Origin of the sequence: Pedobacter petrophilus (assembly GCF_009674725.1) — a bacterium.
GTDB lineage: Bacteria > Bacteroidota > Bacteroidia > Sphingobacteriales > Sphingobacteriaceae > Pedobacter > Pedobacter petrophilus.
The window spans coordinates 63713-90136 of sequence record NZ_WKKH01000014.1 but is presented as its reverse complement, the minus strand read 5'-3'; the positions used below and the strand labels follow the sequence as shown (position 1 = coordinate 90136).

Genomic DNA, 26424 nt, shown 5'->3' with positions numbered 1-26424 from the left:
TGCAAAACCTAGTCCGTTTTGCAATCCCAAAAATAAGATTTATATTCAAATAAAAATGTCATAACATTTATCGATGAGAATTTGGCTAAATAAATACTTCGGTTTTACCAAAAGCGAATTCAATGGCTTGATTTTCTTGCTTTCCATTTTATTCCTTCTTAAAATTATACCTTATATATATGTATACTTCAAGCCTGTGGAAAAGGACGATCCTAATCTCATGGCTCAGATTCAAAAAATTGAGCTTACGGATGATCGCAACTTTTACGCTGTAAGAGATAGGATTGAGCATGCAGGAACAGTTCGCGCTGAAAAATTTTTTTATTTTGATCCTAATACCTTGAACCCTGAAGGCTGGCAAAGTTTAGGTTTATCGCCAAAGCAAGCACAGTCGATAGTAAATTATACTAAAAAAGGCGGGAAGTTTTATAAGCCCGAAGATTTACAGAAAATGTACACCATTTCTCCTGAGCGTTATGCAAAACTTTTGCCATTCGTGCAAATCGCTGCTCAACCCTCCGGCTATCCTCAAAACAAGATGCCTTTTGAAAAGAAAGTATTGGTGAAAAAGACTTTTCAGGTTGTAGATATTAATACTGCCGATTCTGCCAGGCTTGATGAAATTAAAGGTATAGGCGGAGCTTTTGCTACAAGAATTTTAAAATATCGGGAACGTTTAGGTGGCTTTCATCACAAGGAGCAACTGATGGAAATATATGGACTAGACTCTTCAAAGTATAATGAAATCAAAGATCAGGTTACCATAAGCAGCGTTGCACTTAAAATGGTCAATATAAATACAGCGGTATTTAATGATCTGAAAGGAAATCCTTATCTATCCTATAAGCAAATTAATGCTATAATTCAATACAGGAAACAGCATGGTAACTATTCCGGGCTATCAGATTTAAGCAAAGTTCTGATCTTAAACCAGGATATCATTAACAAAATTGCGCCGTATATTTCCTTTTGATGAATTGGGTTTCTCTCAAGTAAAGTCAGATTTATATTGATGTAGCTTTTCAAAATTATTGTGCTTTTAGATTTATACCATATTATTTAGGTGCAGTTGTAAGAAAAATAAAAAAAAATTTCCCTTGTAATTGTCAGTTTAAAATTAACCGATAAAGTAATTGAACTGAATACCATTTCATTCTGCAATTGAGCAAATATTTTATGTTAATTAACCAACGATTAATTGTTTATAATTGCTGCGTAACTAACTAAAATTTAACCCAATGAGCGTAAGCTTTAATTTTTCAGAGACAGAAACTCAGCAAAGTGTAAAAGCGATGGTTCGCGATTTTGCTGAAAAAAATATTCGTCCCCATATCATGGAATGGGATGAAGCACAGCATTTTCCTGTCGAGCTTTTTAAACAGCTTGGCGATTTGGGATTAATGGGTGTATTGGTTCCTGAAGAATATGGTGGCTCTGGTTTGGGCTACCAGGAATATGTTGATGTGATTGTAGAAGTGGCCAGAGTTTGTGGTTCTATTGGTTTGTCTTTGGCTGCACATAATTCGCTTTGTACCGGCCATATTCTGGCTTTTGCAAATGAAGAGCAGAAACAAAAATGGCTGCCGAAACTTGCTACTGCAGAATGGATTGGTGCCTGGGGGTTAACGGAAGCCAATACCGGTTCTGACGCCTTAAGAATGATGACAACTGCTGTGGAAGATGGCGACGATTATATTATAAACGGTGCGAAAAACTGGATTACCCATGGCAAAAGTGGTGATATTGCAGTGGTGATGGTGAGAACGGGAGAGCAGGGAAGTTCGAAAGGAATTTCTGCCATTGTGGTAGAACGTGGTACACCTGGCTTTTCAGCAGGAAAGAAAGAAAATAAGTTAGGAATGCGGGCATCAGAAACCACTGAAATGATTTTTGACAATTGCCGCGTACCTAAAGCCAATTTATTAGGTAACGTGGGCGATGGCTTTAAACAGGCGATGAAAGTATTAGATGGCGGAAGAATTTCTATTGCAGCGTTGGCTTTAGGAATTGCAAAAGGTGCTTTTGATGCAGCAGTAGCTTACTCAAAGCAAAGACAACAATTCGGTCAGCCGATTTCCAGCTTCCAGGCCATTAGCTTTAAGCTGGCCGATATGGCAACAGAAATAGAAGCTTCTGAACTATTAATCCGCCAGGCCGCAGATTTAAAGAACAGGCATTTGCCTATGACAAAAGAATCAGCCATGGCAAAATATTTTGCTTCAGAAGTTTCAGTAAAAGTAGCTACCGAAGCGGTGCAGATTTTTGGTGGTTATGGCTATACCAAGGATTTTCCGGTTGAGAAATTTTATCGCGACAGTAAGTTATGTACCATAGGCGAGGGCACTTCCGAAATTCAGAAGATTGTAATCGCCAGAGAAATATTAAGTTAAGCTGAAAGCTTAAAGACCACAAAGCTGAAAGCGAAACAACAAACCAAATATATTATGAGCAATCCGGACGGTTTAACTGCCTCCGGATTTTTTATTTTAAAGGCTCAGTTAAGCATAAAGACTAAAGCTGAAAGATCAAAAGATATTGCATATATTTTGATTTGCACTAAGTCAGCGTTTGCTTTCTGCTTTAGTCTTTGGACTTTTAGCTTTTACCTCCCAGCTTTTACCTACCTTGTCAGCTTATTGCGGTATCTCTTTAGAGGATACAATGCGATCGACTACATAAATACTAAATCCACGCCAGGGCAAAGTGTTCTTATACTCTTTGTAATGCAATTCATAAAACTTACCGCTGTTGGCCATCATTTGATTAGCAATTTCATCGTTTGAAATCGAAAATTCAAATTCATTATTTTGAAGTGTGCCTGCCTGTTTTGAACGGATTCCGCTTTGAATAAGTTTTCCTTCATAAGTTTTAAAGAGATAACCCTTTTTAACTACATAATTAAGTTCACCTGCTTTAACCCCTTCTCCAAAAACAAAGAAATAGCGGTAATAGCAAATGGCAGCAACTGCAATAACCAATAGCACCGCAACAATAGAAATAACTTTTTTGCCTGTTGTCATATTATAGAGTATGTATCAATAAAAGTACTTAAACAAAGGGATAAACAATTGGTTCTGAGAAATAAAAAACTTTTTAAAAATCTTTCTCATTTTCAATTATTTACTTACATTTGCAGCCCCGATAGAACGGGAAAATTTAAAAAACCACGAGAGGAGGTATTTCAGCGTTATGATCATTATTAACATTAAAGACGGCGAATCATTAGATAAAGCCCTTAAACGTTTCAAGAAAAAGTTTGAAAAAACTGGTGTATTGAGAGAACTACGTAGTCGTCAGGCATACGAGAAAAAATCCGTTGCTCGCCGTACTGAAATTAAACATGCTGTTTACATTCAGAATATGAATCTAGACACAACTTCTTAGTTGTTCATGATATAGTTATTAGGGCCTTTCGATGTTACATCGAAAGGTTTTTTTGCATAAAAAACTTTTTTTAAATCTTTGAATAAACAATTACTTAATCATTTCTTTATATCAAAACAATTTGTAACTTCATATCAATGCCCCAAAATGATATTGAATGTTGATAAGCAGTTTTATAATATATCTAACGCACGAGAAACGTTGTTCCCAGCACACTGTTTCTTCCTATCAAACTGATTTGAATCAGTTTAATGAATATGTTAACTCGACATTCAATTTAACTGTTTCTGAAGTAAAACATACGCATCTTCGAAGTTACATGGTCGATTTAATGGAGAACAATAAATCAGAAACGACCATAAACCGAAAGATTTCTGCCTTAAGAAGTTTTTATAAGTTCCTCATGAAAGAGGGGAGGATGGAGCAAAATCCTACGGTGCTTCTTAAAGCTCCGAAAATTCCTAAAAGACTTCCTGTATTTGTAGATGCGCAAAAAATGGACCAGCTGCTGGATTCTGAAAGTTATTTTGATCAAAGCTTTCCATCCTTACGGGATCATCTGGTGATCGAATTGCTTTTTGGTACCGGAATCCGTTTGGCAGAATTAATTTCATTAAAAGAAACCGATATCGATATTTATAGCAGTACGATTAAAGTTCTTGGTAAAAGGAATAAGGAAAGAATTATTCCTGTTGCCAAACCACTGATCGATCAGTTACATACTTATGTTGATCAAAAAAAGTTACAGAAATTCGACAACAATACTTTTAACTTAATCGTTACCAATACAGGTGCTGTGGCATATCCAAAATTGGTTTACCGCATTGTAACCTCGTACCTAAATCATGTATCAACCAATGAAAAGAAGAGTCCACATGTACTTCGGCACAGTTATGCAACTACATTGCTCAATGCTGGGGCAGATTTAAATGCCATTAAAGAACTTTTGGGGCATGCCAGTTTAGCGGCTACTCAGGTTTACACACACAATTCTATTGAAAGATTAAAAACAATTTATAAACAAGCCCATCCAAAGGCGTAAAAAAAGGAGGAAAAATGAAAATCGGAGTTCAAGCAATCCACTTCAGTGCAGATAGTAAGTTGTTAGAGTTTATTCAGAAGAAGGCGAACAAGTTGGATCTGTTTTTTGATCAGATCATTAGTGGAGAAGTATACCTCAAATTAGAGAATGTAGAGCACGAAGCCAATAAAATTAGTGAGATAAAACTGATTGTACCGGGTGGAACACTCTTCGCAAAAGAACAATGTAAATCATTTGAGGAAGCTACAGACCTGGCAATTGAATCGCTAAGGAAGCAAATCACTAAACATAAAGATAAAACGCGTGCGAAATTAAGCGAACATAAAGCAATTTTAAGCGAAAGCGAAGCATCTGATTACTAAGTAAGTATTGCTTTAAAACAGAAATATGAAGATAGCGAAACTAAAAATTTCGCTATTTTTTTTCAAATTTATTTTGAAGTGAAATATAAGTGTGTATATTTGCATTCCCTTTCGGAAACGGTGTTAAGCCAGGAAGAAAAGGTTAGTTCTTTAAAAAGATACACTTTTAAAAAAAACACGTTAATAGTATGAAAAATGAAGATTTTTCGTATCATTGCACAAATTTAAAAGCCTCCTTAGCTCAGCTGGTAGAGCAACTGACTTGTAATCAGTAGGTCATTGGTTCGATTCCGATAGGAGGCTCTTTTTATTTTGAAGTGTTAAATATTTTAAGATAAAAATGGGGAGATTCCAGAGCGGCCAAATGGGACAGACTGTAACTCTGTTATCGCAAGATTTCGAAGGTTCGAATCCTTCTCTCCCCACACTTAAATGATAGAATGACCAAATGTTTTAATGATTGAATAGCTTCTCTCATTCTTTCATCCAATCAGTCTCTAGGTTTAAAAAAGCGGAAGTAGCTCAGTTGGTAGAGCGATAGCCTTCCAAGCTATAGGTCGCGAGTTCGAACCTCGTCTTCCGCTCTTAAATAAGTTGAGTAGTTGGCAATTGACGGTTTACGGTTAGCGATAACTGGCAACTGAAAACTGGAAACTAAATAGCCGACTTAGCTCAGCGGTAGAGCACTTCCTTGGTAAGGAAGAGGTCATGGGTTCAATTCCCATAGTTGGCTCAGGTATAATAAAGCTTTGTTAAATCTGTTAAAGATACAGAAGAGGCAAGGTTTTTTGTGTTGGAAAAACAATAATTAAAAATAATAAAAAGTTAACCTACTAATTAGTTATAAATAAAATGGCAAAAGAAAAATTTGACCGCAGTAAACCGCACTTAAACATCGGTACAATCGGTCACGTCGATCACGGTAAAACAACTTTAACAGCAGCTATTACAAAAGTTTTGGCTGATGCAGGTTTATCTGAGGCACGTTCATTCGATTCAATTGACTCTGCTCCAGAGGAAAAAGAAAGAGGTATTACAATCAATACAGCTCACGTTGAGTATTCAACAGCTAACCGTCACTATGCACACGTTGACTGTCCAGGTCACGCGGATTACGTGAAAAACATGGTTACAGGTGCTGCTCAAATGGACGGTGCAATTATCGTTGTTGCTGCTACTGATGGTCCAATGCCACAAACTCGTGAGCACATCTTATTGGCTCGTCAGGTAGGTGTTCCTTCATTAGTTGTATTCATGAACAAAGTGGATATGGTTGATGATCCTGAATTATTAGAATTAGTTGAAATGGAAGTTCGTGAATTATTATCATTCTACGATTTCCCAGGTGATGATATTCCAGTAATCCAAGGTTCTGCTTTAGGTGGTTTGAACGGAGATGCTAAATGGGTTGGTAAAATCATGGAGTTAATGGAAGCTGTAGATAGCTACATTCCAATTCCTCCACGTTTAACTGAACTTCCTTTCTTAATGCCGGTTGAAGACGTATTCTCAATTACAGGTCGTGGTACTGTTGCTACTGGTCGTATTGAGCGTGGTGTAATCAACTCTGGAGATCCGGTTGAGATCTTAGGTATGGGTGCTGAGAACTTAAAATCTACAGTAACAGGTGTTGAGATGTTCCGTAAAATTTTAGATTACGGTGAAGCTGGTGATAACGTAGGTTTATTGTTACGTGGTATTGAGAAAGCTGATATCCGTCGTGGTATGGTAATCTGTAAACCAGGTTCAGTAACTCCTCATGCTGATTTCAAAGCTGAGATTTATGTATTATCAAAAGCAGAAGGTGGTCGTCACACACCATTCTTCAACAAATACCGTCCTCAATTCTATTTCCGTACCACAGATGTAACTGGTGAAATTTCACTAGCTGAAGGAACTGAAATGGTAATGCCAGGTGATAACGTTACAATCTCTGTAAAATTGATTTCTCCTATTGCAATGGAAAAAGGTCTACGTTTCGCTATCCGTGAAGGTGGTAGAACAGTAGGTGCTGGTCAGGTAACTGAAATCTTAGCTTAGTATTAAGCAATAAGCTTAAGGCTAAAGCCGAAAGCTTTATATAAGCATAAAAGCATAGAGTGTTGGGTTAGTTCATTAACTTTCAGCTTTATGCTTTTAGCTTCTTACACGGGAATAGTTCAACGGTAGAATAGAGGTCTCCAAAACCTTTGATCAGGGTTCGAATCCTTGTTCCCGTGCTAAACATAATGATTGAGTACTAGAATGAGTGAATGATTGAATTTGAAAGGCAGCTTTCATAGATATCATTCACTCATTTACTCATTCTCTCATTCAATAATTTGATATGGCTAAAGTAGTTGAGTTTATAAAAGAATCATACGAGGAAATGACCAGCAAGGTTACATGGCCTACCTGGGGAGAGCTTCAAAATTCTGCGATTCTTGTGTTAGTAGCTTCTTTGATCATTGCATTAGTTATTTTTGCAATGGATAAAGGTTCTACATTTGTATTGGATACTTTTTATAAATCACTTTCTAATTAATATTTACTAATGAGCGATCTAAAGTGGTACGTTGTAAGGGCGGTTAGTGGTAAGGAAAAGAAGGTAAAACAATACATTGATGCTGAGATCAGCCGTTTAGGTTTCTCTCATTTGGTTCCTCAGGTATTAATCCCGATGGAAAAATATTACCAGATGAAAGATGGTAAGAAAATTGCCAAAGAGCGTAACTTTTATCCTGGTTATGTTTTAGTTGAAGCGATACTTGATGGAGAATTAGAACATATCATTAAAGGTATTAATAGTGTAATTGGTTTCTTAGGAGATAAAGCCGGTAATCCAATTCCAATGCGCCAGGCAGAAGTTAACCGTATTTTAGGTGTGGTTGATGAAATGAGCGAGCAAGGTGAAACCATGAATGTTCCTTACTACGTTGGAGAAGGTATTAAAGTAATGGATGGTCCTTTCAATGGTTTCTCTGGTATTATCGAAGAGGTAAACGAGGAGAAGAAAAAATTAAAAGTAATGGTTAAGATTTTCGGTCGTAAAACGCCATTAGAACTTAACTACATGCAGGTAGAAAAAGAATAGAAATCATTTTTCATAATATTTAGAAAGCTTTCCTCAAAAGGGAGAGCTTTTTTGTGTATTATAGTCTTTTGTAAATAGACATTTCGTGTAATAAAGTAAGCGGTTGGTGTAAAAAAATATTTCCTATCAGGTTATTTAACTTATTTCAGATATACCTCAATCCTAAATCTATTCTTTATCTAATTTAACTACTCAAATGAGGAAAAACTCTATTTTGTTAAAGCGGTATGTTCTTGCCTTAACTTTATTACTGACTACAACTATTGTTATTTATTCCTGTAAAAAGGATAGTAATTCTCGTCTTCCAACTTTAGATGAAGTTGCCGAAACAAAGGCTTGGTTCATTAACGAAGTAAAAAATAACAAAGATCATATTGTTTCGGAATTTGGAGATTCTGCACTAATTACTTATGAGCCAATTTGGAGTCAACTTAAAATTGATGAATTGAAAGATGACTTATTAGTAATAACAATGCCAGTTAATACGAATTTATATCAGTTAGCGGGTAAAATTGGAGAGTTGAATTTGATTATAAGAAATAATAATGGCATCAGAAATTACAAATTAGTTAATAGATTTAAAGACGGTATTTCAGATACAATAAAACTTAATTCGATACAACTATATGAGTTAGCCTTTTCTAATTTTAAAGAAAGCTTTATTAATAAAAACCAGATAAAAAACTATATTTCTAATGAAACGTTATCTTTAAACAAATTACGGTTATCGAAACTTCAAAGTATAGGGAAGATTAAGGATAAACTAATGAGTGCTACTGAATGCTGGGCTTATTATTGGACAACAACCTATTCTGATGGATCTCAGAGTGTTGAATATTTATTTACATCTTGTAGTAGCCCAGGACATAAGCCCACACTTCTAACCAAAGCATACGATCCTGGAGGGGATGGGACTGAAAAAAATACTAATAGTGATATTCAGAATAAAACAACCGACCCGTGTATCAATGCAACTGTTCAAGCTGCTTTAGATGCAAATAAAGATGTAATTGGCATGATCGGAGGCATTATCTCTTTATTTGATGCGAGTAAGAAAGTTAGATTAAATATTTATGATGGAACAACAGAACACGGCACGGCTGGCCAATATAAAGATGGTGGATTTGTTGGAAACATATTTCAAGCGAATATAACATTACAAACTTCTAACTTTAAAAATTCCTCAAAAGAGAGTGTTATTACAACGCTGATTCATGAATCAGTCCATGCTTATCTTCATGCATCTGGTAGCAAAATTTTAGAAGGTGATCATGAAACTATTTCAAAAAAATATATTGACCCAATGGCAACATATTTGCGTAATTACTTTGGAATGGACATAAAAGATTCTTATTCTCTTGCCTGGAGCGGCCTTGCTGATTCGAGAGCCTATATTGATGCAAAAAGTACAGATTCCTTTACAATGAGCAATGGGAACGTAATTATGAAAGATGAGATTGGAAGCATTGCTGGAGCTTACGCTATAAATGGAGAATATTATGCCGATCAGAAAAAAAGAGGTACACCAATTTGTAATTAAAATGAAGAATTTTAAAATCATTATTTTTTCTTTCCTAATGTACTTGATACTTATCAGCCTTAATTTATTTGGACAGAATGTGAGTATAATACCGAAAATAAACATTACATCAATTCATGGTTTTCTACAAAAGAATGCTGATAGTACAATTTTATTTGAATACGATAAGTCATGGGGAGATCCACCTGAATATTTCATTTTGAGCAAAAGTGGTGACACTTTAACAACATATTTTTATAAGTCTTTTTATAAAAGTAAAATAAATATGCCTAGGGCAATTAGAGATAGCCTTTACAAAATAAATAAATATTATGAAAGCAAAAATATTGGCATCAATAGATTTTTTATTCCAAAATATTTAAGTGATAATGATTTATTAGTTTTTTGGCAATCTTTGTTAAAACAAAAACCTTGGCAGATTAATGATGATTTAATCGATGGTGAAAGTTGCCCGAATGCTAAAAATGGATATGATAAAAATATTTATGATGGTGGAGGTATTAGTCTTTATTTGGTTACAAAAAATAATATTAAACGTTTATACTTCTATGCGCCTAGATATTATGAAAAAGAAGTTTGTCCAGGTAGAAAGGGGAGGCAGGCGATATTAGAAATCGAAAATTTATTCAAAACCCATTTCAAAGATGAATGGTAAGCAGAAATAATCACATAATCCATTACATTAAGCCTATTTTCATCAATTAAGCATATGACCATGGAGGAGACGGAAACGAAGATAACTCCAATAGGGATATTCAGAATAAGGCAACAAACTCATGCATATATTCATACCTCTGGTAGTAAAATTTTATAGGGCGATCATGAAACTTTAATAAAAGATGAAATTGATAATTTATCATTACCATATAAAAAAGATAGTGGTAATCAGCCTGAATTTAAAGAAGGAGCGCCAATTTGTAACTAATATGAAAATATAAATTAAATATTTTTTATTGCTGATTTTTAGTCGGATTACAATAAATGTTTTCGTACAAGGCATTAGCATCGTGCCTCAAGTAAATATCACACCTATGCATAAGTATTTGCAAGGGAATGTAGATAGTACTATTCTTTTAGAAAGGATGAATTATCCCGTAAATAGACCAGAATATTTTATAGTGAGTAAATTAAGAGATACCATTTCTATTATCAATATCAGTAGATAAGGAAATAGATAAAAGAATTATGCTACCAGATGCTATAGCATATAAGTTATATAAAAGAAATAGATTAAATTACTTAAACGAACCTGCTGATATCAACATTTACTTTAATCCCGTTTATTTGAATAGGAATAGCAGCAAGATGTTCTGCAATCTTTGTTAAAACAAAAACCCTGGCAAATTAATGATGATTCTATTGATGGTGAAAGTTGCCCTAACACCAAAAACGGATATGATAAAAACATTTATGATGGGGGTTGGATCAATCTTTATCTAATTTTCAAAATTAATATTAAGCGCCTGTATTTTTATGCGCCTCAATATTATGAAAAAGAAGTCTGCCCAGGCAGAGAAGTTAGGCAGCAATAATTAATATTGAGAAACTTTTTAAAACTTATTTTAAAGATCAATGGTAAGGGCAATAATTATTTTACCTAATCTATTGCAGGACTGCAACATTATCCATATCTTTGCAGTCCTTTAGCTTTATAGGAGCGGTAAGGAATTAAATGTTACATGCTTCCAATATTTAACATTGAGTTTTAAATAAACAAAAAACACAAAATGGCAAAAGAAGTCAGTGCAATGATCAAATTACAGATCAAAGGCGGAGCGGCAAATCCATCGCCACCAGTAGGACCTGCATTAGGTGCTAAAGGGGTGAACATTATGGAGTTTTGCAAACAGTACAACGCTCGTACCCAAGATAAAGCAGGTAAAGTATTGCCAGTTGTAATTACTGTTTATGCTGATAAGTCATTCGATTTCATCATCAAAACCCCTCCTGTAGCTATCCAGTTAAAAGATGCTACAAAATTACAGAGTGGTTCTGCTGAGCCTAACCGTAAAAAAGTTGGATCGGTGACCTGGGACCAGATTAAAGTTATTGCTGAAGATAAAATGCCTGATTTAAATGCATTTACAATCGAATCTGCAATGAGTATGGTTGCCGGTACAGCACGCAGTATGGGAATCACCGTTTCTGGTGACGCACCCTGGAACAATTAATTAAAAAACAGTTTACAACAGTGGCGAAATTAACTAAAAATCAAAAAAAGGCACATGCTAAGATAGAAGCTGGTAAAGCTTATACTTTACAGGCTGCTGCTGCTTTGGTAAAAGAAATCACTACCACTAAGTTTGATGCATCAGTTGATATTGATGTATCTTTAGGTGTAGATCCGCGTAAAGCCAATCAAATGGTACGTGGGATTGCTACTTTACCACACGGAACAGGTAAAACTGTACGTGTTTTGGCTCTAGTAACTCCTGATAAGGAAGAAGAAGCAAAAGCAGCTGGCGCAGACTTCGTAGGTTTAGACGAGTATGTTGCTAAAATTGAAGGTGGTTGGACCGATGTAGACATTATTATCACTACACCAGCTTGTATGGCTAAGGTAGGTAAATTGGGCCGTGTTTTAGGTCCAAGGAACTTAATGCCTAATCCAAAATCAGGTACAGTAACTAACGATGTTGGTAAAGCTGTAACTGAGGTTAAAGCAGGTAAGATTGATTTTAAAGTAGACAAAACGGGTATCATACACGCCTCGATAGGAAAAGTATCATTCACAGCAGATAAAATTTATGAGAATGCACTTGAAATTATTCAGGTAATCTCTAAATTAAAACCTTCTGCTGCAAAAGGAACTTATTTTAAAAGCATTCACGTGTCTTCAACAATGAGTCCTGGGATTGCAATTGAAACTAAATCAGTAGCGGGGATCTAATCATGAACAGAGAAGAAAAAAACGAAGTAGTTCTAGAACTACAAGGACAAATGCAGGAGTATGGCAATTTCTATATTGCTGATACCTCTAGCCTTTCTGTTGAGCAGATCAATAACATCCGCCGCAAATGTTTCGAAGATGATATCATCATGAAGGTTGCTAAGAACTCTTTAATCCGCAAAGCGATTGAAGGTTTAGATGGCGATGCTTCTGAGATATACGAAGCCCTTAAAGGTTCTTCATCATTATTATTCTCAAAAACAGCAAATGCTCCGGCTAAGTTGATTAAAGCTTTGAGAAAAACTTCTGATAAACCATTGCTTAAAGCAGCATTTATAGATTCATCAGTATACGTTGGTGATGATCAATTGAATAACTTAGTAAGCCTGAAATCAAGAGAAGAGCTTATTGGAGATATCATTGGATTATTACAATCGCCAGCTAAGAATGTTATATCTGCGCTTAAATCAAGCGGAGGCAAAATTGCAGGAATTGTTAAAACTCTACAAGAAAGAGAAGGTTAACGAACACCTTAAGTTCGCAAATTAAACAAAATTATTTTACGTAAAAATTTAAAATCTTAATAAAATGGCAGATTTAAAATCGTTTGCTGAGCAATTAGTAAACTTAACCGTTAAAGAAGTTAACGAATTAGCTCAAATCTTAAAAGACGAGTATGGTATCGAGCCTGCAGCTGCTGCTGTAGTTGCTGGTCCTGCTGCTGGTGGTGATGCACCTGCTGCTGCTGCAGAAAAAACAGCATTTGATGTTATCTTGAAAGAAGCTGGTGGCGCTAAATTAGCAGTTGTGAAACTTGTTAAAGACTTAACTGGCCTTGGTTTGAAAGAAGCAAAAGACTTAGTAGACGGAGCACCAAAAGAATTAAAAACTGGTGTAACTAAAGACGAAGCAGAAGCTCTTAAAAAACAATTAGAAGAAGCTGGAGCAGTAGTTGAAATTAAGTAATCACTTAATTTAGCTAAGCTAAAAATGTATTAGACACCGACTGAAAATGTTGGTGTCTTTACCTGTTTATAAACATCTCATTTTGTTTGGTTAATGAGAATGTTTCAAACCCGAACCAAACAAATAGTTTATTCTTAAACTAAAATCTTTTAGTCCATTGGCAAAGACAGTCGAACAAAGAGTAAATTTTGCAACTAGTAAGCACATTATAGACTATCCGGATTTTCTGGATGTGCAATTGCAATCATTCAGAGAATTTTTCCAGATAGATACCACATCAGACGATCGCTCTAGCGAAGGTTTGTTTAAAGTGTTTGCTGAGAACTTTCCAATAACAGATTCGAGAAACATCTTCGTATTAGAGTTTCTTGATTATTTTGTTGATCCGCCACGTTACGATATACACGAGTGTATTGAGCGTGGATTAACCTACAATGTTCCATTAAAAGCAAAGCTAAAGCTTTCTTGTAACGATGTTGAACATGAAGACTTTGAAACCATTATTCAGGATGTGTATTTAGGTACAATCCCATACATGACGCCAAAAGGTACATTTGTTATCAACGGTGCAGAACGTGTTATCGTTTCGCAATTACACCGTTCTCCAGGCGTGTTTTTCGGCCAAAGCCGTCACACTAACGGAACCAAATTGTATTCTGCACGTGTTATTCCTTTCAAAGGTTCATGGATTGAGTTTGCTACAGACGTTAATAACGTAATGTACGCTTACATCGATCGTAAGAAAAAATTCCCGGTTACCACTTTATTACGTGCTATCGGTTACGATTCTGATAAAGATATTCTGGAGCTTTTTGATCTTGCTGACGAAGTAAAAGTTAGTAAATCAGGCTTAAAGAAATATATCGGTCGTAAACTGGCTGCAAGAGTATTAAAAAAATGGGTCGAAGATTTTGTAGATGAAGATACAGGTGAGGTAGTTTCTATCGACCGTAATGAAGTGATTCTTGAAAGAGAAACCGTTTTAGAAGACGAACACATTGATATGGTTATCGAAGCCGGTGTTAAAACCATTATCCTTTCTAAGGAAGATGGTGCCAGCCAGGCCGATTATACCATTATTTATAATACATTACAAAAAGATACATCAAACTCAGAAAAAGAGGCTGTTGAAAACATCTATCGTGCTTTGCGTAACGCAGAACCACCTGATGAGGAAACGGCCCGTGGTATCATTGATCGTTTATTCTTCTCGGATAAACGTTACGATTTAGGTGATGTTGGTCGTTACCGCATCAACCGTAAACTGAAAATGAATACTCCTGATGATGTAAAAGTATTAACGAAAGCGGATATTATTGCGATTGTAAAATACCTGATCAAATTGATCAACTCTAAAGAAGAAGTGGATGATATTGACCACTTATCTAACCGTCGTGTACGTACGGTAGGTGAGCAATTATACGCACAGTTCGGTGTTGGTTTAGCCCGTATGGCCAGAACAATCCGTGAGCGTATGAACATTCGCGATAACGAAGTGTTTACGCCAACTGATTTGATTAATGCCCGTACGTTATCATCAGTGATCAACTCTTTCTTTGGTACCAATCAGTTATCTCAGTTTATGGATCAAACGAATCCATTGGCAGAGATTACACACAAACGCCGTTTATCAGCTTTAGGCCCAGGTGGTTTATCACGTGAAAGAGCTGGTTTCGAGGTACGTGACGTTCACTATACTCACTACGGTCGTTTATGTACGATTGAAACACCGGAGGGACCAAACATTGGTTTGATTTCATCACTTTGTGTGCATGCAAAAATCAATAATTTAGGTTTCATCGAAACACCATACAAACGTGTTGAAGATGGTAAGGTAGTTGTTGATTCGGACGTTATTTACTTATCTGCTGAAGATGAGGATGGAAAAACCATCGCTCAGGCTAATGCAGAATATGATGATAAAGGTGTATTTACAACACCACGCGTTAAAGCACGTTATGAGGGTGACTTCCCGATTATTGAGCCTGAGAAATTAGACTTAATGGATGTTGCACCAAATCAGATTACTTCAATCGCTGCGTCGTTGATTCCGTTCTTAGAACATGATGATGCGAACAGGGCTTTGATGGGATCGAACATGCAACGTCAGGCCGTACCATTGTTACGTCCTGAAGCGCCAATCGTTGGTACAGGTTTGGAAGGTCGCGTTGCACGTGACTCCAGAACTTTGATCAATGCTGAAGGTAACGGTGTGGTAGAATATGTAGATGCTAACGAAATCACCATTAAATATGAGCGTAACGAAGATGATCGTTTAGTTTCATTCGAAGGTGATAGCAAAACTTACCGTTTAATTAAGTTCAAAAAAACCAACCAGAATACTTGTATCAACTTAAAACCAATCGTTAGAAAAGGTCAGAAAGTTACTAAAGGACAAGTGCTTTGCGAAGGTTATGCAACTCAAAACGGTGAATTGGCATTAGGTAGAAACTTAAAAGTGGCTTTCATGCCTTGGCAAGGTTTCAACTTTGAGGATGCGATTGTAATCAACGAACGTATTGTTCGTGATGATATTTTCACTTCACTGCATATTGAAGAGTTTGAATTAGAAGTACGTGATACTAAACGTGGAGAAGAGGAATTAACACCAGATATCCCGAACGTTTCTGAAGAGGCTACTAAAGACCTTGATGAAAATGGTATTATCCGTGTTGGTGCTGATGTAAAAGAAGGCGATATTTTGATTGGTAAGATTACTCCAAAAGGAGAATCTGATCCTTCACCGGAAGAGAAATTACTACGTGCAATCTTTGGTGATAAAGCAGGTGATGTTAAAGATGCGTCTTTAAAAACTCCTCCTTCCATCCAGGGTGTGGTAATTGATACTAAATTATTCAGCCGTGCTAAGAAAACTACTAAAGCTGAAGAAAAATCAGCGATTGAGAAATTAGACAAAGGTTACACTAGCATCACTGAGAAATTAAAAGCAGAATTAGTAGACAAATTATTCACTATTGTAAACGGAAAAACATCTCAGGGTGTATTTAATATTTACAAAGAATTATTGGTTGCTAAAGGCGCTAAATTTACGCAGAAAATTTTAGCAGATCTTGATTATAATCACATTAGCCCTAACAAATGGACTACTGATGATGATAAAAACGAGATGATTAAAATGTTGCTTCACAACTACGGTATCCGTGTTAACGAAGAACTTGGAGCTTACAAACGCGATAAATTTGCGATCAGTGTAGGTGATGAGCTTCCTTCAGGAATCGTACAAATGGCAAAAGTTTATGTTGCTAAAAAACGTAAATTAAAAGTAGGTGATAAAATGGCAGGTCGCCACGGTAACAAAGGTATTGTTGCACGTATTGTACGTGATGAAGATATGCCTTTCTTAGCCGATGGTACTCCGGTTGATATTGTGTTGAACCCATTGGGTGTACCTTCACGTATGAACCTTGGTCAGATCTATGAAACTATTTTGGCATGGGCAGGTCAGGAATTAGGTGTTAAATTTGCAACTCCGATTTTTGATGGTGCTACCCATACTGAGGTAGAAGAGTGGATTGCTAAAGCGGGTGTTCCTGCTTCAGGTAAAACTTACTTATACAATGGTTTAACAGGTGAGCGTTTCGATCAGACTACAACAGTAGGTATTATCTACATGTTGAAATTAGGTCACATGGTTGATGATAAAATGCACGCCCGTTCAATCGGACCATACTCATTAATTACGCAACAGCCATTGGGTGGTAAAGCTCAATTCGGGGGTCAGCGTTTTGGTGAGATGGAGGTTTGGGCATTAGAGGCATTCGGTGCTGCTAATATTCTTCAGGAAATCTTAACCGTTAAATCGGATGATGTAATCGGAAGAGCTAAAACTTACGAAGCCATTGTTAAAGGTGAAAACCTACCAACTCCAGGTGTACCAGAATCGTTTAACGTATTGGTACATGAGTTACGTGGTTTAGGTTTAGATATTACGTTAGATTAATTAAGCAAAAAGCTTAAAGACTAGAGCTAAAAGCTTTGGTCTTTGAGCTTTAAGCTTTAACCTTATACAAGAGATATGTCTTACAAAAAGGATAATAAATTAAAAAGCAATTTCACATCAATCACGATTAGCTTATCGTCTCCGGAGATTATTTTGGAGCGTTCAAGTGGTGAGGTGTTGAAACCAGAAACCATTAACTACCGTACTTACAAACCTGAGCGTGATGGTTTGTTTTGCGAGCGTATTTTTGGTCCGGTAAAAGATTACGAATGTCATTGCGGTAAATACAAACGGATCCGTTATAAAGGGATTGTTTGCGACCGTTGTGGTGTTGAAGTAACAGAGAAGAAAGTACGTCGTGAGCGTATGGGACACATCGCTTTGGTGGTTCCTGTAGCACACATCTGGTATTTCCGCTCTTTACCAAACAAAATCGGTTATTTATTAGGCTTACCTACTAAAAAACTAGATTTAATTATCTATTACGAGCGTTATGTAGTAATCCAATCAGGCTTAATGGCTGAAGAAGGTATCAACTACATGGACTTCTTAACAGAAGAAGAATATTTAGATATCTTAGATAAATTACCTAAAGAAAACCAATACTTAGACGATAAAGATCCTAATAAATTCATCGCCAAAATGGGTGCTGAAGCATTAGAAGATTTATTAAAACGTATTAACTTAGATACTTTATCTTATGATTTACGTCACCAGGCTGCTAACGAAACTTCTCAGCAACGTAAAAATGAGGCTTTAAAACGTCTTCAGGTTGTTGAAGCTTTCCGTGGTGCTAATACCCGTATTGAGAATCGTCCGGAGTGGATGATTGTTAAAATCGTTCCGGTTATTCCACCAGAATTACGTCCTTTAGTGCCTTTAGAAGGTGGTCGTTTCGCTACTTCAGATTTAAATGATTTATACCGTCGTGTAATTATCCGTAACAACCGTTTAAAACGTTTGATCGAGATTAAAGCACCAGAAGTAATTTTACGTAATGAGAAACGGATGTTACAGGAAGCTGTGGATTCATTATTCGATAACTCACGTAAAGTTAACGCGGTAAAAACTGAAGGTAACCGTGCTTTGAAATCACTTTCAGATATCCTGAAAGGTAAACAAGGTCGTTTCCGTCAGAATTTATTAGGTAAACGTGTGGATTATTCAGCTCGTTCGGTAATTGTTGTAGGGCCTAGCCTTAAATTACACGAGTGTGGTATTCCTAAAGATATGGCTGCTGAGCTTTACAAACCGTTCATTATCCGTAAGATGATTGAGCGTGGCGTGGTAAAAACAGTTAAATCTGCTAAGAAAATCGTTGATCGGAAAGATCCGTTGGTTTGGGATATTTTAGAAAATGTATTAAAAGGTCACCCGGTATTGTTAAACCGTGCACCAACGTTACACAGGCTAGGTATTCAGGCTTTCCAGCCAAAACTAATTGAAGGAAAAGCAATCCAGTTACACCCCTTAGTGTGTACTGCATTCAACGCCGATTTTGATGGTGACCAGATGGCTGTCCACTTACCTTTAGGTAACGCAGCAATTTTGGAAGCCCAGGTATTGATGCTGGCTGCGCATAACATCTTAAACCCTGCAAACGGTACGCCAATTACAGTACCTTCTCAGGATATGGTTTTGGGTCTTTATTATATTACTAAAGGCCGTAGAACTGATGAAACCAGAGTAGTAAAAGGACAGGATTCTAATTTTTATTCTCCGGAAGAAGTAATTATCGCTTATAATGAGAAGGAATTAGACTTACATGCTTTTATAAAAGTAAGGGTAAATGTTAAGCAAAATGACGGTTCTATCGTTAATAAATTAACAGAAACTACAGTAGGTAGAGTATTGTTCAACCAAATGGTTCCTGAAGAGGTTGGTTATATCAATGAATTATTAACTAAAAAATCGTTAAGAGATATTATCGGTGAAGTAGTTAAAATGACAGGTATGGCCCGTTCTTCTCAATTCTTAGATGATATCAAAGAATTAGGTTTCCGCATGGCTTTCCAGGGAGGTTTATCGTTCAACTTACAAGACGTAAACATTCCGGTAGAAAAACATACTTTATTAGAGCAGGCTGCTAACGAAGTTGAAGAAGTAAGAAACAACTATAACATGGGTTTCATTACGAACAACGAACGTTACAACCAGATTATCGATATCTGGACCCGTATCAACAACAGGTTAACCACTTTCGTGATGAATCAGTTATCTTCGGATAATCAAGGTTTCAACTCGGTTTACATGATGCTTGATTCAGGTGCACGTGGTTCGAAAGAGCAGATTCGTCAGCTTTGCGGAATGCGTGGTTTGATGGCGAAACCTCAAAAATCAGGTTCAGGTGGTGATATCATTGAAAATCCGATCTTATCAAACTTTAAAGAAGGTTTATCGGTATTAGAGTACTTTATCTCTACTCACGGTGCTCGTAAAGGTTTGGCGGATACGGCGTTAAAAACGGCTGATGCGGGTTACCTGACTCGTCGTTTACATGATGTTGCCCAGGATATGATCGTTAATTCGGAAGATTGTGGTACTTTAAGAGGTATGTACACTACTGCATTGAAAGATCAGGAAGATATTGTGGAGCCATTATATGACAGGATTTTAGGTCGTACATCATTACACGATGTTTATAATCCTTTAGATAATACCTTATTAGTAGGTGCTGGTGAAGACATCAACGAGGAAGTTGCAAAACTAATCGAAGAATCTCCGTTAGAAGGGATCGAAATCCGTTCGGTATTAACCTGCGAAAATAAAAGAGGGGTATGTTCATTATGTTATGGACGTAACCTGGCATCTGGTAAACGCGTTCAAAGAGGTGAAGCAGTTGGTGTAATTGCAGCACAATCAATCGGTGAGCCAGGTACACAGTTAACCCTTCGTACTTTCCACGTGGGTGGTACTGCATCAAACATTGCTGCAGAATCAAACATCGTAGCTAAGTTTGATGGTATTATCGAATTTGAAAATATCCGTACTGTTGATACTAAAACAGAAGATGGTATTGTTCAGGTTGTATTAGGTCGTTCTGGTGAGTTCAAAATTGTTGAGCCAGGAACAGGACGTATTATTGTAACCAATAATATTCCTTATGGTGCTTTCTTATTCGTTAAAGAAGGAGATAAGTTATCAAAAGGTGATAAAATCTGTTCGTGGGATCCATACAACGCGGTTATTCTATCAGAATTTGCCGGTAAAGCACATTTTGATGCAATTATTGAAGGTGTTACCTTCCGTGAAGAATCAGATGAGCAAACTGGTCACCGTGAAAAAGTGATTATCGATACCCGTGATAAAACTAAAAATCCATCTGTTCAGATCGTTGATAAGAAAGGTGAATTCATTAAAGGTTATAACATTCCGGTAGGAGCCCACGTTTCAGTTGATGAAGGTGAAGCGATCCAAACTGGTCAGATTATCGCCAAGATTCCTCGTGCAACTGGTAAAACCCGGGATATTACCGGTGGTTTGCCTCGTGTAACGGAGTTATTTGAGGCGCGTAATCCTTCAAACCCGGCTGTAGTAACTGAGATTGATGGTGTGGTAACTTTAGGTGGTGTTAAACGTGGTAATCGTGAAATTACCATCGAATCGAAAGATGGTGAAGTTAAAAAATACCTGGTTCCATTGTCTAAACACATCCTTGTACAGGATAATGACTTTGTAAAAGCTGGTATGCCTTTATCAGATGGTTCAATTTCGCCAGCAGATATCTTATCAATTAAAGGCCCGGCAGCGGTTCAGGAATACTTAGTAAATGGTATTCAAGAGGTTTACCGTTTGCAAGGTGTGAAAATTAACGATAAGCATTTCGAGGTAATTGTTCACCAGATGATGCAGAAAGTTCACATTGAAGATCCGGGTGATACTATTTTCTTAGAAAACAATGCTGTTGACCGTTGGGATTTTGCTGACGAGAACGACGCCATGTACGACAAGAAAGTTGTTGAAGATGCAGGTGATTCAAATGAGATCAAACCAGGTCAGATTGTTTCGTTACGTAAATTAAGAGATGAAAATTCTCAATTGAAACGTAAAGATTTAAAACAGATTACGGTTAGAGATGCAAGACCGGCAACGGCAAGTTCTATCTTACAAGGTATTACAAGAGCATCATTAGGTACTAAATCGTTCATTTCTGCGGCTTCGTTCCAGGAAACTACGAAAGTATTAAATGAGGCAGCGATTGCAGGTAAACGCGATAATATGTTAGGCTTGAAAGAAAACGTGATCGTTGGTCACTTAATTCCTTCAGGTACTGGTGTACGTGGTTACGAAAGAATCATCGTTGGTTCTCAGGAAGAATACGATAAATTATTAGCTTCGAAACAAGAAGAAGTAGAAGCATAGAATTTAAATACATTCAAATTAAGTCCTCCACCAAAAGTGGAGGACTTTTTTGTTTGGAATAGATTTTGTAGTTTTAGATAAAAATAAAGTAATGAGTGTTACAGAAATTCAACTCTTTCAGATTTTGAAATTAAAACTTGGCGAGAAGGAAGCCGAACAGTTGGTTTCTTTTGTAAAAGAAGAAGTAAAAAACGAATTTGATAACAAAAGGGAAATTTTGGCAACAAAAGAAGATTTAGCTAATTCAAAAGCAGATATTATTAAATGGATGTTTATATTTTGGATTGGACAAATTGCTGTAACATTTGGTTTTATATTAATGTTTATTAAAAAATAATTTCTTAAATATTTAATTGAAAATAATTTAACAAAACTGCTAAGACTTTTTTATTATAAATAAATTCGATAATTTAAATCAAATTAAGGTAAATGACCATTAATCAAATATGTCTTTTAAAACGTTTAAAGGCTAATCAATTCATTTCGTCTGTTAAAGAAGAAGTGAAAAACGAATTTGAAAACAAACGTGAAGTTTTAGCTACTAAGGAAGATATTGCAAATATGCAAAAAACGATTTATTTTGTAGGTTTAATTCAATTTTTAGCCATAGTAGGATCAGTAATAGGTATTGTAAATTTTATGATTAAATAAATTATAAAATAACTCATTTATAATATTACATTTAATTCCGCCTGTAAGCAGCGGAATTTTTTATTTTTGAACTATCATGGAAGAACAACAAAACGAAAATCAATTAAATATAGAGTTATCAGAAGAAATTGCGGAAGGTATTTTCTCTAACCTTGCAATTATCACGCATTCAAATACTGAATTCGTACTGGATTTTATCCGGGTGATGCCCGGCATCCCGAAAGCAAAAGTAAAATCACGCATTATTTTAACGCCAGAACATGCTAAACGTTTGTTAAATGCTTTGGAAGATAATCTTCAAAAATTTGAAGCTGTGAATGGGCGTATTAAAACGCAGGAAGAGCCTCCTTTTCCAATGGGCTTCGGTGGACCAACTGCACAAGCTTAATCACTTAAATTCTTACCGGAAATATTTGCTTGCTATGCCTGCATAATATATATTTGTGATATAACCATATATAAAATGAAAAAACTTCTATTGAGCGCATTACTTTCTGTCCCCCTATGGGTATTTGGGCAGGGGTTCCAGGTTAACTTACAAGGGCAAAAACAGATTGGAATGGCAGGTGCCGGGTCTGCATTGGCTTTGGATGAAGCATCGGTATTCTTCAATCCGGGAGCAGTATCCTTTCTTGAAAAAAATTCGATTTCTGCTGGGGTAAATCCATTATTATTCAAATCTGCATTTAAGCAAACAGGATCGAACATCACAGAAAATGTTAAAAATAAAATTGCACCGCCTTTCGAGGCTTATGCCGTATGGGGACCAAAGTCGAATAAATGGAAGCTAGGTTTAGGCGTTTATACACCTTTTGGCGGTTTAGTAGATTGGGGGAATGAGTGGTCTGGCAGATATGCTTTAACATCTCTGAATTTGAAGGCAATCTATTTCCAGCCAACACTAAGTGTAAAAATTACTGATCACATCGGTATTGGAGCAGGTTTTGTATACAACCATGGAGAAGTAAACCTTCAAAGGGCACTTCCTGTAAATTTTCCTGATGGAAGGTCTGGTCATGCTACCTTAGAAGGAACTGGCAGTGGTTATGGTTGGAATGCTGGTTTATACGTAAAAACGCAAAGCAATATCACTTTCGCTGTAGTTCATAAATCAAAAGTAGTAACAAAATTAAACGATGGTACGGCAACATTTGATGTGCCTGAATCATTGCGAACTTCGTTTCCTGCAGGAAATACTTTTAATGCAGAATTGCCATTACCATCAACAACAACTTTGGGGGTAGGCGTTCCATTATCAAAAAGTACAACTTTAGCATTTGATGCCAGTTGGGTAAAGTGGCGTATCTATGAGGAACTTGCTTTTGATTATGCTACTAACACATCTGCATTGGCTGATACAAAATCTGCGCGTAATTACCGTGATGGTTCTTCATTTAAGTTAGGTATCAATCATCAGGCATCAGAAAAACTGGCTTTAAGAGCAGGTGTTGGCTATGCATTTTCACCGGTGCAAGATGGGTTTGTAACTCCCGAAGCACCAGATGCTGATCGTTATATCTTAAGTGCTGGTGTTGGTTATGCACCAACGAGCCACTTTGAGGTAAATGCATCATTCTTTTTCGAAGATGTGAAATCACGTCAGCAAAAGAACATAGAAACCGGATTAGACGGTACTTTCAAGACTTTGGTTTATGCACCTGGTCTTTCACTAACTTATAAATGGTAGGAGATATCAACATGAAAAAAATTATATTAAATAGTCTTGTTGCTGCTACCATCTTGTTTGCAGCATCTTGTAAACCGGAAATTGAAACACCTGCTGCAACAACGGCAGGTACTGCAAATTTTGGTAAATATATCGCTGTAGGTAATTCATTAACTTCAGGCTTTGCCGATGGTGGTTTGTATTTGGAAGGACAGAAAGTTGCTTATCCAAATTTAATAGCTGCTCAAATGGCTATTGTAGGTGGCGGTGCTTTTACTTCCCCATTTTTTACCGATGCGCAGGCAAATGGTTCCGGTTATGTTAGCTTAACTGCTTTAGTAAATGGCACGCCAACATTGACTCCGGTAGCAGGAAATGGGTGGAGAGATACACCAACAAATACCCGCTTAGCAAAGTATATTACTGAGATTCAAAATTTGGGCGTTCCGGGGATGCGTGTAGATTTATCCTTTGCACCGACTTTTAGTGCTGCAAATCCATATTTTGAACGTTTATTAGGCGATGCTCAAGTGGGTACGACCAGTTATTTTCAATATGTTCAAGGTAGAAATCATACTTTCTTCTCGTTATGGTTAGGTAATAACGATGTATTGGGTTATGCTTTAAACGGCGCTGTAACTATACCTACAGACCCAACTACTGCGTTAACAGATAAGGTTACATTTTCTTCTTTGTATTCAAATTTTGTAAATGCACTTACAGCGGGTGGTCAAAAAGGTGTGGTAGCTACCATTCCTGATGTGACTGCGGTTCCTTATTTCAACACTGTTACGCCAGCAGTATTATTAACTGCTGCAAAGGCAATCAATCCAGCTGCCGCTGCTATCTATATACAAACAGGTGCCGGATCAGTTAGAGCCGCAACAGCAGAAGATTTAATCCGTTTACCTTTTCAAAATGCGAATCTATTTGCGCGTCCAAATGCGTTGGGTTTTTTCTATGGTTTAGATCCTAGAAACCCGATAACCAGTAACTGGGTACTGGATAAAGATGAAGTAATCAAAGTGAAAGATTATGTAAATAGCTATAATAGCAGCATCAAAACTATTGCTACAAGTAAAGGATTAGCCATTGCTGATACTTATGTATACTTTAATACAGTAAAAGCAGGTATTGCCGTTCAGGGAATTAACATCAATGCGGCTTTCATTTCTGGCGGGGCGTTTTCTTTAGATGGAATTCACCTTACGCCAAGGGGGAATGCTGCAATTGCTAACGTATTTATTGATGCCATTAATGCTAAATATGGTGCAACTGTTCCGACAATTGATGTTAGTAAATATAGAGGAGTGAAATTTCCTGATAAATAATTTCTCTTATAATTACATAATAAAGCCAATTCTAAAGTTAGAGTTGGCTTTATTTGTTTTGAGTTCTCTTGAAAGTTAATAATGGATATTTGCAACCATTGATTTTATCTCTGTGGTTGCATTACAATCAGAAATGTAAGCTTTTATGATTACATCTCCAGTGAATTGTCCATTAGGTTTGATTACAACCTGAGAAGTTCCCTGACCACTGATCAAATCAACCCCTGGAGGCATTACCCAATTTAAAGAAGAATACCTAAAGGGTGGTTGATTATTTGGATTATAAGTCATGATAGGCGGATTACCAATTGGAGACAATATAAAATCATAGCCATAAAATAAGGTAAAGGTTACTTCCTGGCCAACGGTAATATCCAGATTGCCGATCATTCCATTCTCATAATTCGGGTTATTGCCATAAATTGTTCTGGATCCAACTACATCATCAATACTTAAGGTTCGCATGGCTAATCCGAAATAATAAGGGGTCATAGTTGCATTGGAACATTCTGAATGGTTTAATCCAATGGTATGACCAAATTCATGAGCTGCTACTGATGCCAGATCTATAGTGCCGGGCTCAGGTCCAAATAATGATGCAGACCAATTTTCATCGTCATCGAAATGGATAACTCCATTTGTAGGGTAGAAAGCATGAGCAAGCGTTCCTCCGGGGCCATCAAATGCATTATTTGTCCCATCACCATGATTTCCTTTATACCATCCAACCTTAACATCTGCGTATTGTACTGAAGTAATAGCACTAATGCTAACGCTAATATTTGGTACATTAATGGCAAACCATGCGCTAATTCCTTTAAAAACCTGATCTCTAGCTGTTGTAGCATCCATTACGCTTGGATTATTCAGAAAGCCGACCTTTAAATTTTTACCAGGCTGAAAAATATTTCCTTGAGCAATCCACGATGTTAAAATATCATTTAATGGACTTCCCTTGGTCATAGCAAGTTTAGCTGCCTTATTAGATAATGAGGCTCCTTCCTGGGGAATCCAATCGTTGATAAATTTAATATTCTTGTAGATATCTGGTTTTGATTCTTCGGCTAAAGTTTGATTTTTTTTACAAGATGATACGAAGAAGCTTAAAAAAACCGTAACTAGAAGAGTAAAAATGTAATTTTTGTTTTTCATAATTAAATATTTAAAGTTTTCCTTACCAAACTTAAATATTTAAT

The 26424-nt window shown here is 36.5% G+C and carries 23 protein-coding genes and 5 tRNA genes; 26 read left to right on the top strand and 2 right to left on the bottom strand.

Annotated elements, in window-relative coordinates; all coding sequences use genetic code 11:
• Positions 1 to 73 precede the first annotated feature (73 nt).
• Both GJU39_RS11235 and GJU39_RS11230 read left to right on the top strand, forming a co-directional pair.
• Positions 74 to 973 (top strand): ComEA family DNA-binding protein, encoded by a 900-nt coding sequence (locus GJU39_RS11235; protein WP_154280893.1) that lies wholly within the window; start codon positions 74 to 76, stop codon positions 971 to 973.
• A 265-nt stretch (positions 974 to 1238) separates the two neighbouring features.
• On the top strand, positions 1239 to 2390 hold the full coding sequence (locus tag GJU39_RS11230; protein ID WP_154280892.1) for an acyl-CoA dehydrogenase: 1152 nt from the start codon (positions 1239 to 1241) through the stop codon (positions 2388 to 2390).
• A 243-nt stretch (positions 2391 to 2633) separates the two neighbouring features.
• Here the strand turns inward: GJU39_RS11230 and GJU39_RS11225 are convergent, their stop codons facing one another.
• The gene (locus GJU39_RS11225; RefSeq protein ID WP_154280891.1) at positions 2634 to 3020 is read right to left on the bottom strand and encodes a hypothetical protein; all 387 of its coding nucleotides are present in this window, start codon (positions 3018 to 3020) and stop codon (positions 2634 to 2636) included.
• A 169-nt stretch (positions 3021 to 3189) separates the two neighbouring features.
• Between GJU39_RS11225 and rpsU the strand changes: the two genes are divergently transcribed.
• The 24 genes from rpsU (at position 3190) to GJU39_RS11105 (ending at position 25228) form a co-directional block, all read left to right on the top strand.
• Complete coding sequence (gene rpsU / locus GJU39_RS11220) at positions 3190 to 3384, top strand: 30S ribosomal protein S21 (protein WP_025143268.1); 195 nt, start codon at positions 3190 to 3192, stop codon at positions 3382 to 3384.
• A gap of 157 nt (positions 3385 to 3541) precedes the next feature.
• Positions 3542 to 4426 carry a tyrosine-type recombinase/integrase gene (locus GJU39_RS11215; RefSeq protein WP_154280890.1) on the top strand — a complete coding sequence of 295 codons (885 nt, stop codon included), beginning with the start codon at positions 3542 to 3544 and terminating at the stop codon, positions 4424 to 4426.
• 14 nt (positions 4427 to 4440) lie between these two features.
• The gene (gene hpf / locus GJU39_RS11210; protein ID WP_154280889.1) at positions 4441 to 4788 is read left to right on the top strand and encodes a ribosome hibernation-promoting factor, HPF/YfiA family; all 348 of its coding nucleotides are present in this window, start codon (positions 4441 to 4443) and stop codon (positions 4786 to 4788) included.
• Between the two features lie 230 nt (positions 4789 to 5018).
• Positions 5019 to 5091: transfer RNA gene (locus tag GJU39_RS11205), tRNA-Thr, on the top strand.
• 39 nt (positions 5092 to 5130) lie between these two features.
• A tRNA-Tyr gene (locus GJU39_RS11200) sits at positions 5131 to 5213 on the top strand.
• A gap of 86 nt (positions 5214 to 5299) precedes the next feature.
• Positions 5300 to 5372, top strand: a tRNA-Gly gene (locus GJU39_RS11195).
• 77 nt (positions 5373 to 5449) lie between these two features.
• Positions 5450 to 5521, top strand: a tRNA-Thr gene (locus GJU39_RS11190).
• 119 nt (positions 5522 to 5640) lie between these two features.
• A complete protein-coding gene (gene tuf, locus GJU39_RS11185) occupies positions 5641 to 6828 on the top strand; it encodes an elongation factor Tu (RefSeq protein WP_154280888.1) in 1188 nt (395 codons plus the stop codon).
• Positions 6829 to 6936: 108 nt separating this feature from the next.
• Positions 6937 to 7007 (top strand) — tRNA-Trp (locus GJU39_RS11180).
• Between the two features lie 107 nt (positions 7008 to 7114).
• The gene (gene secE, locus GJU39_RS11175; protein WP_154280887.1) at positions 7115 to 7312 is read left to right on the top strand and encodes a preprotein translocase subunit SecE; all 198 of its coding nucleotides are present in this window, start codon (positions 7115 to 7117) and stop codon (positions 7310 to 7312) included.
• A gap of 9 nt (positions 7313 to 7321) precedes the next feature.
• Positions 7322 to 7861, top strand: a complete 540-nt coding sequence (nusG, locus tag GJU39_RS11170; RefSeq protein ID WP_154280886.1) for a transcription termination/antitermination protein NusG — start codon at positions 7322 to 7324, stop codon at positions 7859 to 7861.
• 196 nt (positions 7862 to 8057) lie between these two features.
• Positions 8058 to 9401, top strand: coding sequence for a hypothetical protein (locus tag GJU39_RS11165; protein WP_154280885.1), 1344 nt, complete (start codon positions 8058 to 8060; stop codon positions 9399 to 9401).
• Position 9402: 1 nt separating this feature from the next.
• Entirely contained in the window at positions 9403 to 10056 is a 654-nt protein-coding gene (locus GJU39_RS11160) for a hypothetical protein (protein WP_154280884.1), read from the top strand.
• A gap of 1072 nt (positions 10057 to 11128) precedes the next feature.
• On the top strand, positions 11129 to 11572 hold the full coding sequence (rplK, locus tag GJU39_RS11155; RefSeq protein ID WP_010601094.1) for a 50S ribosomal protein L11: 444 nt from the start codon (positions 11129 to 11131) through the stop codon (positions 11570 to 11572).
• Positions 11573 to 11592: 20 nt separating this feature from the next.
• Positions 11593 to 12291, top strand: a complete 699-nt coding sequence (rplA, locus tag GJU39_RS11150; protein ID WP_342448198.1) for a 50S ribosomal protein L1 — start codon at positions 11593 to 11595, stop codon at positions 12289 to 12291.
• Between the two features lie 2 nt (positions 12292 to 12293).
• Positions 12294 to 12815, top strand: coding sequence for a 50S ribosomal protein L10 (gene rplJ, locus GJU39_RS11145; RefSeq protein ID WP_154280882.1), 522 nt, complete (start codon positions 12294 to 12296; stop codon positions 12813 to 12815).
• 64 nt (positions 12816 to 12879) lie between these two features.
• Complete coding sequence (gene rplL, locus GJU39_RS11140) at positions 12880 to 13257, top strand: 50S ribosomal protein L7/L12 (RefSeq protein ID WP_131557191.1); 378 nt, start codon at positions 12880 to 12882, stop codon at positions 13255 to 13257.
• A 157-nt stretch (positions 13258 to 13414) separates the two neighbouring features.
• The gene (gene rpoB, locus GJU39_RS11135) at positions 13415 to 17218 is read left to right on the top strand and encodes a DNA-directed RNA polymerase subunit beta (protein ID WP_154280881.1); all 3804 of its coding nucleotides are present in this window, start codon (positions 13415 to 13417) and stop codon (positions 17216 to 17218) included.
• Positions 17219 to 17293: 75 nt separating this feature from the next.
• Positions 17294 to 21580, top strand: a complete 4287-nt coding sequence (gene rpoC / locus GJU39_RS11130) for a DNA-directed RNA polymerase subunit beta' (protein WP_154280880.1) — start codon at positions 17294 to 17296, stop codon at positions 21578 to 21580.
• A 91-nt stretch (positions 21581 to 21671) separates the two neighbouring features.
• Positions 21672 to 21917, top strand: a complete 246-nt coding sequence (locus GJU39_RS11125) for a hypothetical protein (protein ID WP_154280879.1) — start codon at positions 21672 to 21674, stop codon at positions 21915 to 21917.
• A gap of 92 nt (positions 21918 to 22009) precedes the next feature.
• Complete coding sequence (locus tag GJU39_RS11120) at positions 22010 to 22231, top strand: hypothetical protein (RefSeq protein WP_154280878.1); 222 nt, start codon at positions 22010 to 22012, stop codon at positions 22229 to 22231.
• 76 nt (positions 22232 to 22307) lie between these two features.
• Complete coding sequence (locus GJU39_RS11115) at positions 22308 to 22619, top strand: DUF3467 domain-containing protein (protein WP_154280877.1); 312 nt, start codon at positions 22308 to 22310, stop codon at positions 22617 to 22619.
• 75 nt (positions 22620 to 22694) lie between these two features.
• On the top strand, positions 22695 to 23918 hold the full coding sequence (locus tag GJU39_RS11110; RefSeq protein WP_154280876.1) for an OmpP1/FadL family transporter: 1224 nt from the start codon (positions 22695 to 22697) through the stop codon (positions 23916 to 23918).
• 11 nt (positions 23919 to 23929) lie between these two features.
• Positions 23930 to 25228: an SGNH/GDSL hydrolase family protein gene (locus tag GJU39_RS11105; protein ID WP_154280875.1), complete on the top strand. Its 1299-nt coding sequence runs from the start codon at positions 23930 to 23932 to the stop codon at positions 25226 to 25228.
• A gap of 75 nt (positions 25229 to 25303) precedes the next feature.
• Here the strand turns inward: GJU39_RS11105 and GJU39_RS24120 are convergent, their stop codons facing one another.
• The gene (locus tag GJU39_RS24120; protein ID WP_280790412.1) at positions 25304 to 26380 is read right to left on the bottom strand and encodes a matrixin family metalloprotease; all 1077 of its coding nucleotides are present in this window, start codon (positions 26378 to 26380) and stop codon (positions 25304 to 25306) included.
• Positions 26381 to 26424: the final 44 nt, after the last annotated feature.